This is a genomic window from Nocardia thraciensis (assembly GCF_054782435.1).
Window position 1 is genome coordinate 96,614 of the sequence record NZ_BAAGSM010000011.1, and the last position, 11,700, is coordinate 108,313.

General features: G+C 70.7%; 13 protein-coding genes. 12 read left to right on the forward strand and 1 reads right to left on the reverse strand.

The genetic code is table 11. The annotated features are described in order from the left end of the window. Nucleotides 1–27 precede the first annotated feature (27 nt). Complete coding sequence (locus ACYVLQ_RS05510; RefSeq protein ID WP_460696273.1) at nt 28–831, forward strand: NAD(P)H-binding protein; 804 nt, start codon at nt 28–30, stop codon at nt 829–831. A 7-nt stretch (nt 832–838) separates the two neighbouring features. Here the strand turns inward: ACYVLQ_RS05510 and ACYVLQ_RS05515 are convergent, their stop codons facing one another. Beyond that, nucleotides 839–1,702, reverse strand: a complete 864-nt coding sequence (locus ACYVLQ_RS05515) for a ribokinase (protein WP_460696274.1) — start codon at nt 1,700–1,702, stop codon at nt 839–841. Between the two features lie 305 nt (nt 1,703–2,007). Between ACYVLQ_RS05515 and ACYVLQ_RS05520 the strand changes: the two genes are divergently transcribed. The 11 genes from ACYVLQ_RS05520 to ACYVLQ_RS05570 all read left to right on the forward strand — a co-directional run bounded on the left by ACYVLQ_RS05520 (nt 2,008) and on the right by ACYVLQ_RS05570 (nt 11,685). Further along, a complete protein-coding gene (locus ACYVLQ_RS05520) occupies nt 2,008–3,276 on the forward strand; it encodes a glutamate-5-semialdehyde dehydrogenase (RefSeq protein ID WP_460696275.1) in 1,269 nt (422 codons plus the stop codon). Between the two features lie 162 nt (nt 3,277–3,438). Next, the gene (locus tag ACYVLQ_RS05525; RefSeq protein ID WP_460696276.1) at nt 3,439–4,314 is read left to right on the forward strand and encodes an AAA family ATPase; all 876 of its coding nucleotides are present in this window, start codon (nt 3,439–3,441) and stop codon (nt 4,312–4,314) included. A 3-nt stretch (nt 4,315–4,317) separates the two neighbouring features. After that, entirely contained in the window at nt 4,318–5,811 is a 1,494-nt protein-coding gene (locus tag ACYVLQ_RS05530; RefSeq protein ID WP_460696277.1) for a vWA domain-containing protein, read from the forward strand. A 71-nt stretch (nt 5,812–5,882) separates the two neighbouring features. Beyond that, nucleotides 5,883–6,215, forward strand: coding sequence for an MmcQ/YjbR family DNA-binding protein (locus ACYVLQ_RS05535; RefSeq protein WP_460696278.1), 333 nt, complete (start codon nt 5,883–5,885; stop codon nt 6,213–6,215). A gap of 51 nt (nt 6,216–6,266) precedes the next feature. Beyond that, nucleotides 6,267–6,926, forward strand: coding sequence for a hypothetical protein (locus ACYVLQ_RS05540; RefSeq protein ID WP_460696279.1), 660 nt, complete (start codon nt 6,267–6,269; stop codon nt 6,924–6,926). A 37-nt stretch (nt 6,927–6,963) separates the two neighbouring features. Beyond that, complete coding sequence (nadD, locus tag ACYVLQ_RS05545) at nt 6,964–7,605, forward strand: nicotinate-nucleotide adenylyltransferase (RefSeq protein WP_460696280.1); 642 nt, start codon at nt 6,964–6,966, stop codon at nt 7,603–7,605. Then, nucleotides 7,602–8,006: a ribosome silencing factor gene (gene rsfS / locus ACYVLQ_RS05550; protein ID WP_460696281.1), complete on the forward strand. Its 405-nt coding sequence runs from the start codon at nt 7,602–7,604 to the stop codon at nt 8,004–8,006. Before nadD ends, rsfS begins: the two co-directional genes overlap by 4 nt. A gap of 68 nt (nt 8,007–8,074) precedes the next feature. Continuing rightward, nucleotides 8,075–8,716, forward strand: coding sequence for a histidine phosphatase family protein (locus tag ACYVLQ_RS05555; protein ID WP_460696425.1), 642 nt, complete (start codon nt 8,075–8,077; stop codon nt 8,714–8,716). Further along, nucleotides 8,706–9,812 carry a hypothetical protein gene (locus ACYVLQ_RS05560; protein ID WP_460696282.1) on the forward strand — a complete coding sequence of 369 codons (1,107 nt, stop codon included), beginning with the start codon at nt 8,706–8,708 and terminating at the stop codon, nt 9,810–9,812. The genes ACYVLQ_RS05555 and ACYVLQ_RS05560 overlap by 11 nt, the downstream gene beginning before the upstream one ends. A gap of 101 nt (nt 9,813–9,913) precedes the next feature. Further along, complete coding sequence (octT, locus tag ACYVLQ_RS05565) at nt 9,914–10,627, forward strand: diglucosylglycerate octanoyltransferase (protein WP_460696426.1); 714 nt, start codon at nt 9,914–9,916, stop codon at nt 10,625–10,627. A gap of 215 nt (nt 10,628–10,842) precedes the next feature. Then, nucleotides 10,843–11,685, forward strand: a complete 843-nt coding sequence (locus tag ACYVLQ_RS05570) for a DegV family protein (protein WP_460696283.1) — start codon at nt 10,843–10,845, stop codon at nt 11,683–11,685. Nucleotides 11,686–11,700 lie beyond the last annotated feature (15 nt).

The following is an 11,700-nucleotide window of genomic DNA, read 5'->3' on the forward strand; positions in this document are numbered from 1 at the left end:
GGGTGGTCGGCAACTACGCTGTGCCCCATGAAGATTCTGGTCACCGGAGCCACCGGGAACATCGGTCGGAAAGTGGTCGATCACCTACTCGCGCTGGGCGCCGACGATGTTCGCGCCCTGTCCAATCACCCGGAGCGGGCCGGGCTGCCCCAGGGCGTGGAGGTCGTGCGCGGCTACCTGCGCCGGATGTCGTCGCTGCCCGCGGCGTTCGAGGGCGTGGAACGCATGTACCTGGCGCCCGTGCTGGAAACCGTGACCGAGGTCGTCGACCTGGCGCGGCAGGCCGGTATCCGCCGCATCGTCGACCTGTCCGGCGACGAGAGCACCGACTGGCAGCCGATCGCGCAGGCGGTGGAGAAGTCCGAGCTGGCATGGACGCACCTGTACGCGGGTGAATTCACGGAGAACACCATGATGTGGGCGGATCAGGTGCGCGCCACCGGCGCCGTGCGTGAACCGTATCCGGAGTCGGCGAATGCCCCCATCGCGATGGACGATATCGCCCGCGTCGCCGCGACTGTGCTGACCCAGGACGGCCACGACGGTGTCACCTACACCCTGACCGGCCCCGAAACCCTCACCAGGGCAGAGCGTGTCCGCCAGCTCGGCGCCGCGCTGGGGCGTGACCTGTCCTTCCTGACCGTGTCCCGCGCGGAGGCGATCGGCATGCTGCAGCCGACGATGGGCGAGTTCGCCGAATGGTATGTCGACGGTCTCGCGTCGATGGTCGACGATCCGCAGGTCGCGACGACCGCCGTCGCCGACCTCACCGGCCGCCCGGCCACGACTTTCGCGGAGTGGGCGGCCGCGAACGCCGACCGGTTCCGCTGAGCGCGGTCTATGCGGACCCCGACGACAGTGCGGTCTCGATCTCGCTCCGGCTCGGAATCGATGCGCTGGCACCGAGTTTGGTGGTGGCGAGGGCCCCGGCGGTGCATGCCCAGGCGAGGGCTGCGCCCGGCCCCTCGTGCCAGTGCGCGGCCAGCGCGCCGGTGAAAGTGTCACCGGCGCCCGTGGTGTCGACCGCGCGGACGGGGACGCCGGGATGGCTGCTCTCGCCCTCGGGTCCGCGATAGGTCGCGCCCTCCGCGCCGCGCGTCACGACCAGGTGGGGGACGCCGTCGAGTACCGGACCCAGCTGCGCCGCTTCGCCCTCGTTCACCACCGCGATATCGACCGCGGACCAGAACTCGGACGAAAGGTCTTGCGTGGGAGAGGGATTGAGTAGCACCGCGGTGTCGTTGGCGCGGGCGTGGCGGGCCGCGGCGAGCACGGTCGCAACCGGTATCTCCAACTGGCACAGCAGAATATCGGCCTCGGCGACGGTCGCGAGGTCCTCGTCGCGGAGTTCGCTCAGGGCGCCGTTCGCCCCGGCGACCACGATGATGCTGTTCTCACCCGCGTCGTCCACCACGATCGCCGCGACCCCGCTGGGCCCCGGAACCGATCGCAGCCGCCGGGATCCGACACCGGCGTCGTCCAGTACCTTGCGCAGCTGGGTGGCGAACAGATCGTCGCCGACCGCCCCGACGAATTCGACCTCCGCCCCCGCCCGCCGCGCCGCGATCGCCTGATTCGCCCCCTTCCCGCCGGGCACCATCTCGAACCCGCGCCCCAGCACTGTCTCCCCGGGTTCCGGCCGCCGCCCGGTCGTCGTGACGAGATCCATATTGATGCTGCCCACCACCACGATTCGCGCCATGCCAGCACAGTAGCCGCGTGACACGGCAAGACCGGCCGATCCCGCCCTACGCGTGTACCGCGTTCCGGGGTGCCGCCGAGTGCACTGCGCCCGGCCCAGCACCCCGAACGGAGCATCCTTCGACCACCCGCACAAGTTCCGTGCCGCGCTACGCCGCCCGCATAGGCCGCGCCGCGCCGCTCTGCCGACGGTGTCGCTGGGCGTGCGCCCGCGTGGGCCGTGCCGCGCCGCTCTGCCGACCACATCGGCGGGTGCCGTGTGAGTGGGTGGTGAACATGATTCCGCCGGTCAGTAGGCTGTCGGCTATGACTGCTCCCACTGCCACCGATCAGGACAGCGTCCGCGCGGTGGTGCACGACGCGGCGCGCCGGGCCCGGGTGGCGGCGCGGACGCTCGCCCAGCTCACCACCGAGCAGAAGAACACCGCACTGCACGCCGCCGCCGATGCGCTGCTCGCCGCCAAGGACCGCGTGCTCGACGCGAACATCGAAGACATCGAGACCGCGCGGGCCGCCGGCACCGCCGATTCACTGCTGGACCGGCTGCGCCTGACCGAGGCCCGCATCGAGGGGATCGCCTCCGGCCTGCGCCAGGTGGCGGGCCTGCCCGACCCGGTCGGCGTGGTGGTGCGGGGCTCGACGCTGCCAAACGGCCTGGACATCCGCCAGGTGCGGGTGCCGCTGGGCGTGGTCGGCATGGTGTACGAGGCGCGGCCCAACGTCACCGTCGACGCGTTCGGGCTGGCGCTCAAGTCCGGGAACGCCGCGCTGCTGCGCGGCTCGTCCTCGGCCGCTCACTCCAATGCGGCGCTAGTCGCGGTGCTGCGGGAAGCGCTTGCCGCACAAGGCCTTCCCGAGGACGCGGCGCAACTACTGCCCAGCGAGGACCGCTCCAGCGTCACGCATCTGATCCAGGCGCGCGGCCTGGTGGACGTGGTGATCCCGCGCGGCGGCGCCGGGCTGATCAGCGCGGTGGTCCGCGACGCCCAGGTGCCGACCATCGAGACGGGGACCGGCAACTGCCACGTCTACGTGCACGCCGACGCCGACCTGGACATGGCCGAGTCGATCCTGCTCAACGCCAAGACCCGGCGGCCCAGCGTGTGCAACGCGGCCGAGACCGTGCTCATCGACGACGCTGTCGCCGCCACCGCGGTGCCCCGGCTGCTCGAGGCGCTGCAGCGGCACGGCGTCACCGTGCACGGCGATCTGCCCGGCCTGATCCCGGCGAACGACGCGGACTGGGGCGAGGAGTACCTGACCCTGGACATCGCGCTGAAGGTGGTCGCCGACCTGGACGCGGCCGTCGACCACATCAACACCTGGGGCACCGGCCACACCGAGGCCATCGTCACCGCCGACCTGAAGGCCGCGCGCGAGTTCACCGCCCGGGTCGACGCCGCCGCGGTCATGGTCAACGCCTCCACCGCCTTCACCGACGGCGAGCAGTTCGGCTTCGGCGCCGAGATCGGCATCTCCACCCAGAAGCTGCACGCCCGCGGCCCCATGGGCCTGCCGGAACTGACGTCGACGAAGTGGGTCGTCTGGGGCGACGGGCAAACTCGCCCGGCCTGATTCCCTCGAGAGCTGGTGGTGCGGGTAACGCCGGGTATCTCCGCGCGGGCTCGGCTGTGTACCGTCGACCACGAGTGTTCTATACGGTGCATAGGCGCGCGCGGCTCGCGGGCCGGTAGAGCTGTACGGGAGCGGCCGCCGCTCCGAAGGAGGACCGCAACGGTGCAGACCGCAACGCACGAGCCCATCTTCGCGTCGGTCGACGACGTGATCTCACGGCTGGCGAAGACCGGCTACCTGGCCGACAAGGGCACCGCCACCTCGGTGTTCCTGGCCGATCGGCTCGGTAAGCCGCTGCTCATCGAGGGTCCGGCCGGTGTCGGCAAGACCGAGCTGGCGCGCGCGGTGTCCCAGGTGGCCGGGGCCGAGCTGGTGCGGTTGCAGTGCTACGAGGGCATCGACGAGGCGCGGGCGCTGTACGAGTGGAACCACGCCAAGCAGATCCTGCGCATCCAGGCCTCCAGCGAACACGGCTGGGAGGATACGAAGGCAGACGTCTTCAGCGAGGAGTTCCTGCTGTCGCGGCCGCTGCTCACCGCGATCCGGCGCACCGATCCGACGGTGCTGCTGATCGATGAGGCCGACAAGGCCGATGTCGAGATCGAGGGCCTGATGCTCGAGGTGCTCAGCGACTTCGCCGTCACCGTGCCCGAACTGGGCACCATCGCCGCCGCGCGTCGGCCGTTCACGGTGCTGACCTCCAACGCCACCCGCGAGCTGTCCGAGGCGCTCAAGCGTCGCTGCCTCTACCTGCACATCGACTTCCCCGGCGAGGAACTGGAGCGCAAGATCCTGGCCAGCCGGGTGCCCGAGCTGAAGCCCGCGGTGGCGGCGCAACTGGTGCGGGTCGTGCACGTGCTGCGCGGCATGCAGCTGAAGAAGCTGCCGTCGGTCGCGGAGTCGATCGATTGGGGCCGCACCCTGCTCGCGCTGGGCCTGAGGGATCTCGACGACAAGACCGTCCGCGCCACCCTCGGCGTCGTGCTCAAACACCAGAGCGACCACCAGCGCGCGCTGGCCGAATTGAAGCTGGCCTGACCGATGCCCGGCAAGCGCACCACCTACGGATCCCGGCCGAAAGCACGCCGGGAATATTATGGGGGAGCACGCCCGGACTCGGAACTGCTTGCGCCGCACGGGATTCCCGGCCATCTCGTAGGCTTCGTGGAAGCGTTGCGCGGCAGGGGAATTCCGGTCGGGCCGTCGGAAACCGTCGACGCGGGACAGGTTCTCACGGTGCTGGACCTGATGGACCGCGAGATGTTGCGCGAGGGCCTGGCCTGCGCGCTGCTGCGCCGCACGTCTCAGCGCACGACCTTCGACGGGCTGTTCGACCTGTGGTTCCCGGCGGCGCAGGGCGAGCGCGCGGGCGCCGCGGACGTCGAGATCCCGCGCAAGCCCGACGGCGAGGTCGACATCATCGAACTGCGGAAGATGTTGGCGGAGTTGCTCGTTGCCGATCCCTCCGGACAGCGGACGCGGCAGTTGCAGGAGCTGGCCGCGCAGATGGTCGAGCAGATGGGGCAGTACCAGTCGGCGAACGGCCCGTCGTTCTCGGCGTATCAGACGCTCAAGGAAGTACAGCCCGAACTGCTGGTGAGCAAGCTGCTCGCGGGATTGGCCGCGGGACTCGACGAGGCGGACGCCGGGCCGTCGGAGTTCGACTCCGAGATCGCCCGCCGCGCCGCCCGCCGCCGCGTCAAGGACTTCCGCGCCACCGTCGAGGCCGAGACCCGCCGCCGCGTCGCCGAGCGCATCGGCCGCGACCGCGTGGCCACCTACGGCGTGCAGCGTCAGGCCGAGGACGCCGACTTCCTGCGCATCTCCGAGAACGAGCTGGCCGAGTTGCGCCGCTCGAGTCACCGGCTGGCGCGGGTGCTGGCGTCCCGGCTGGCCGCGCGCCGCCGCCGGTCGCGCCGTGGGGAGATCGATCTGCGCAAGACGCTGCGCAAATCCATGTCGACCGGCGGGGTGCCGATCAAGCTCGCCGCTCGCAAGCCCCGGCCCGGCCGCCCGGATCTCGTTCTGCTGTGCGATATCTCGGGTTCGGTGGCCGGATTCTCCAGCTTCACCATGCTGCTGGTGGACGCGCTGCGCGAGCAGTTCTCCCGGGTTCGCATCTTCGCGTTCGTGGACCGCGTCGACGAGGTCACCCACCTGTTCGACCAGGTGACGCCGCTGGACCAGGTGACGCGGCGCATCTTCACAGAAGCGAAGGTGGTCGGCATCGAGGGGCACTCCGACTACGGTTGCGCCCTGGCGGGTTTCGCCGAGAACTGGCCCGACGCGGTCACCAGCCGGACCTCGCTGCTGATCCTCGGCGACGCCCGCACCAACTACCGCGATCCCGCCCTCGACACCCTGGGCCAGCTCGTCCAGGTGGCCAAGCATGCCTACTGGCTCAATCCCGAAGCGGAAAAGATGTGGGGGACAGGCGATTCCGCGGCCAACCGCTACGCCGAGATAATCGAGATGCACGAGTGTCGCTCGGCCAAGCAACTGACCGCCGTCGTCGGCCGCCTGCTGCCGGTGTGAGCGGCATGCCTCGGCCCGCTCGATGTGTCACCCCGGCGTGATGTGATCGAGGCCCGGCGGAAGGAGACGAGATGGACCTGCTGCGGTACTGCCTGTCGAAACCCGGCGCCTGGCAGGACGAACCCTGGGAGGGCGATGTGGTGGCGAAGGTCGGCGACAAGATCTTCGCGTTCGTGAGCGCGGACTCGGTGACCCTGAAATGCGGGCGCAACCGCGTGGAGGCCGATGAGCTGGTGCACGTCTACCCCGAGGATGTGGCAGCCTCCGCCTATATCGGCCGCTACGGCTGGAACAGCGTCAAGACCGGTGGCGCGGTCCCTGTTGACGAATTGCGGGAGCTGGTCGATATCTCCTACGACGCGGTGGTGGCGAAACTGCCGAAGTCCAAGCGCCCCACGGCCTGAGGATTAGTGCTTGTTAAGCGCACCGCAAGCGCCGGGGGCGACGATTCGCGCGTGCCGAGCCGACCGCGGGATGCCGCCAACCGACCAGCCGATCCGCAGCGGGTTGCGGCGGCGCCGGGGGAGGATCCGCGCGCGGAGATAGCGGCACTGCTCGAATTCGCCACATCCAGGCTGTCCACCGACGCGGCCAGCGCCGAGTCGGCCTTGCGGCGTGCGGCGGTGCTCGCCCGGGAGGCGCTGCCGATCGAACAGCTCGCGAGGCTGCACTCGCTGATCGTCACCGCCGTCGCCGCCCAGCCCGGCCGCGACCTCGACTTGGCGGCGGCCGCCGTGCGCGCCGCCGACAGCTGGCACGGCCTGTCCGTCGCCGATACCGCGCACCACACCCTCGTCGCCGCCCGCACCCACTATCGCGCGGGCCGCCACCGCGAGGCCGCCGCCCTCTACCGGTGCGCGCTCGCGCACCCCGACATTCCCTACCCCGCCCCCGAAATCGCCATCTTGCACGAGCAGTTCGGGCAATGCCTGCTGGCGATGCACCGATATCGCGCGGCGGCACGGGAATTCACCGCCGGTGCGCGCCTGGTCGCCGATGATCCCGAAAGTCGCGAGCTGTGTGCCGACCTGCTCGACTCCGCGGCCACCGCTCGCACATCGGCGGGGCTGCGCCGCGTGGTCGCCGCCCTCGCGCGGCGTGCCCTGACACGGTGACCGGAACGGTGCACTCGTCCCAGTAAGCTCGGCATTCGTGCAAGAAAAAGGTCGGCGCAAACTGGGTGTGATGGGCGGGACGTTCGATCCCGTCCATCACGGGCACCTGGTGGCAGCCAGCGAGGTCGCCCATCGTTTCGACCTCGATGAAGTGATATTCGTCCCGACCGGGCAGCCGTGGCAGAAGTCCACCAAGCGGGTCAGTCCGGCCGAGGACCGGTATCTGATGACCGTCATCGCGACCGCGTCCAACCCCCGGTTCTCGGTGAGCCGGGCCGACATCGACCGCGGCAAGGTCACCTACACCGTCGACACCCTGCGTGACCTGCAATCCCAGCATCCCGACGCCGACCTGTACTTCATCACGGGTGCGGACGCGCTATCGAGCATCCTGACGTGGCAGGATTGGGCGGAACTGTTCGAGCTGGCGAAGTTCGTCGGGGTGAGCCGTCCGGGGTACGAGTTGAACATCGACCACCTCGCCGAACACCTGCGGGATATGCCGGCCGATGCGGTCACCGTCATCGAGATCCCGGCCCTGGCGATCTCGTCGAGCGAATGCCGTCGCCGCGCCGCCGAGGGGCGGCCGGTGTGGTACCTCGTTCCGGACGGGGTCGTGCAGTACATATCGAAGCGGCACCTGTACGTGCCGGGAGGGAACGGGAAGGTAGCCCTGTGACAGCAACTGTCGAAGCGGTCGACATGGCGCAGATCGCCGCGCGCGCGGCCGACGAGAAGCTGGCTTCGGACGTGGTGGTGCTCGACGTTTCCGAGCAGCTGGTGATCACCGACTGCTTCGTGATCGCGTCCGCGCCGAACGAGCGGCAGGTCAACGCGATCGTCGACAATGTCGAGGAGAAGTTGCGGCTGGCCGGGCACAAGCCGGTGCGCCGCGAGGGCACTCGCGAGGGGCGCTGGGTGCTGCTCGACTATGTCGTGGTCGTGGTGCACATCCAGCACAGCGACGAGCGCGATTTCTATGGGCTGGAACGGCTGTGGAAGGACTGCCCGCAGGTTCCGGTCGAGGGGATCGGCGGCCCGCGCGGCGACGGCGCCGAGGCCGCCGAGGCCGCCGAGTGAGCCTGGGTTCCGGAGGCGCCGAGCTCCACGGTGACGAGTCGAATGCCCGGACCGGCAAGCACGCCGGGGTGCGGCGGCTGATCCTGCTGCGGCACGGACAGACCGAATGGAACGCCGCCGAGCGCATGCAGGGGCAGACCGACACCGAACTGAGCGAGCTGGGCCGCCGCCAGGCCAAGGACGCCGCCCGCGACCTGGTCGGCCACGACGCGATCGCCATCGTCTCCTCTGATCTGCGGCGCGCCTACGACACCGCCGTGGCCCTGGCCGATTCTTCCGGGCTCGAGGTGGTGCGCGACGTCCGGCTCCGGGAGACCAGCCTCGGGGAGTGGGAGGGGCTGACCCACATCGATGTGGACGAGCGATATCCCGGCGCACGGCAGACCTGGCGGCTGAACGCCGATTTCACCCCGCCGGGCGGTGAGAGCAAACTCGAGGTCGGCGCTCGCGCGCTGCCGGTCGTGCGTGAGCTGTTCGCCGCGCGCGGCGACTGGCCCGGCCGTACCATCATCCTGGTCGCGCACGGCGGGTTGATCGCGGCACTGACCGCTGCGCTGCTGGAGTTGCCTCAGCGGAATTGGCCCGTGCTCGGCGGGCTGGCCAATACCAGCTGGGTGCAGCTGAGCAGCCACGGTCCGAGCATCGAACAGCCCGGGTGGCGGCTGGATGTGTGGAACGCGGCGGCAAAGGTAGCACCTGATGTCCTCTGAAAAGTCCTCCGACGACCGGGACGAACCGGTCCGGCAGGTATCCGACGAACTGCTCCGCAAGGCGTCCGAGGGGCCCGTGCGGCACCTCCCCGACGCCTTGTTCGGTGGTCCGGCGCCGGAACCGGCTGCGCCCGAACCGGCCGAACCGGAAACGCGGCCGGACGCCGAGGCGGAAGCGGAGCCGGAGTTCGAACGCGGCGGGGCGGTCCCCGACGAGCTGTTCCGCAAGGCCTCCGACATGCCGGTCCGGCACCTCCCGGACGTGCTCTTCGGCGGCCCCCTGACCCCGGTCGAACCGGTCGAGCAGGAAAGCGGCGAGACAGCGGCCGCCGATGCCGAACGAGATGCGGCACCAGCCGACACCGAAGCGGGTGCGGTGACTGAGCAAGATTCGGCGGAATCGGGCGTACAGCAGGCGAATGTCGAGCCCGGTAGCGATGAAGCGGTGGTGGCGGCCGATGCCAAGGAACCCGCGGCGATACCCGAGTTGGTGGAAACGGCCGCGGAGCAGGACACTGCCGATACGGAGTCTGTGACACCTGACGCAGGAGTTGTCGAGCAGGGCGCTGCACCAGCCGAATCGGTCGAGCGGCAGGATGCCGACGGCGAGACCGGTGGCCCTGTGGCGGCCGACGCCGGGACCGGCGCGCAGGATTCGGCGGCGGAGGTAACGGAATCGACTGAGCGGCAACAGAGTACCGACGGCGAGGTCGGCGCCGCCGAGTCGGTAGTGGCCGACGCGGGCGTCGACGCTGCCCCGGCGACGGATTCGGTTGAGCGGCAGGACAGTACCGACAGCCGATCCGGCGCGGCCGAGGAATCGCCCGTTGCGGAGGCCGGGGCAGGCGTGGAAGCAGCGGCCGCCGACACTTCCGCCGCGCCGGATCAGGACCCGAACGTCGATGCCGCTGCCGAAAAAGCCGCACAGGCCGGAGCGGATTCGGTTGCGGCGAGCGGCGATACCCCGACCCCGGTGGAGCGACCGGCTCCGCCGGAAACCGTTGCTCCGGCCCCGAGTTCCGGTGCGCCGGGCGCGGCCGGTGGCGGTCGATTGAAGCGAGCGATGAAACGTCTGTTCGGAGGAAAATCGACGTGACCCCATCCAGCCCAGCCGAATCCGGTGCCGACGATCGGGCCGCACAGCCCGATCCGCAGCCCCGCGACGACCTCGCGACCACACCAGGCGCCGACCGACCGGTGCTGGTCGTGATCGCGGACTCGCTGGCGTACTTCGGACCACAGGGTGGGCTGGCCGCGGACGATCCGCGAATCTGGCCGAATCTCGTTGCGGCCGAGTTGGATTGGGATGTCGAGCTGGTCGCCCGGATCGGCTGGACCTGCCGCGACGGCTACTGGGCGCTGATCGGCGACCCACGGGTGTGGGCGGTCGTGCCGCGCGCGGGCGCGGTCGTCTTCGCCACCGGCGGTATGGATTCGCTGCCGTCGCCGCTGCCGACCGCCCTGCGCGAGCAGATCCGCTACCTGCGGCCGCCCGGGCTGCGCCGTGTGGTCCGCGGCGGCTACCAGTGGCTGCAGCCGCGGCTGGCGAAGCTGGGCAGGCCGGTGGCGCTGCCGCCGCATGTGAGCATCGACTATCTCGAGCAGGCCCGGAACGCGGTGGCGCAGCTGCGTCCCGACCTGCCGTTCGTCGGTGTGCTGCCGTCGGTGCACGACTGCGAGGCCTACGGCCGCGTGCACACGGGCCGCGAGCCCGCGGTGCGCGCCCTGCGCGCGTGGTCGGCGAAATCCGGTGTGCCGCTGGTGGATCTGGCCGAAGCCGTGCGCGACAACATCTTCTCCGGCGAAGCCAACCCCGACGGCATCCACTGGGGCTGGGAAGGACACACCGCCGTCGCCCGCGCCATGGTGAAGGTGCTGGCGGAGGTCCGCGCCCCCGAGGGCGGTGCATGAGCCCCACCCGCTCCGCCGCCCCCGCACCGCCCGGCGGTCCCGTCGAGCCGCGACGAGCCGAGATCCCGACGTACCCGCTCGCCGAGCGGCCCGGCGGTGCCGTCGGTTCGGTGTCGCCGAGGTGGTCTCGCCGCCCGGTTGGTGATGCTCGTCCGTGGCGGTACCGTGGCGAGTTGCGTGGCACGGTTGCGGATGCGCGGGAGGCCGGGTAGCGGATGGCCGTCGTGGTGGTGACCGATTCCTCCGCCAGCCTGCCCGCCGAACTGGTGGCGGACCTGGGCATCGTCGTGGTTCCCCTGCACGTGCTGGTCGACGACCGCGCGCTGGGCGAGGGCGTCGACGACGAGCCGATCGACTACACGTCCGCGACGGTGACCACCTCGGCTCCGTCGCCGGGCGAGCTGTGCGCGGCCTACGAGCGGGCGCTCGCCCTGAGCGACGGCGACGGCGTTGTCGCCGTGCATATTTCGCGTCAGCTGTCGGCCACCTGGGAGGCGGGCAGGCAGGCGATCCGCGATATGAACGCCGCCGAGCGGGTGCGCCTGGTGGATTCGCTCAGCGCGGGGCTAGGCACGGGTCTGCCGGTGCTGGCGGCCGCGCGCCGCGCCCACGCGGGCGCGGCGCTGGAGATCGTCTACGACGCCGCCACCTCGGCCGCCGCCCGCGGCCGGGCGTTCATCGTGGTCAACCGGACCGAACAGCTGCGCCGCGGCGGCCGCCTCAGCTCGGCCGCCGCCTTCTTCGGCACCGAGTTGGTCACCAAGCCCATCCTGCAGATGGTCGACGGTCGACTCGAACTGCGGGAGAAGGCGCGGACGCGGTCCAAGGCCTATGCGAAGCTCGTCGCCGCCGCGGTGGACGCGGCGGGCGAGGACGGCGCCACCGTGGCGGTCCAGCATCTCGGCGCCCCGGACGCCGCCGACACCCTCACGGCCCAGCTGACCGCTCTCATCCCCGGCATCCGCGAGTTGGTCACCGCGGAATTCGGGCACACCCTCGCCGTGCATCTGGGGCCGGGTGCGGTGGGCGTGCTCGTCGTACCGGGCGGTTGCGGCTGACGTCGCCGCGCTCCG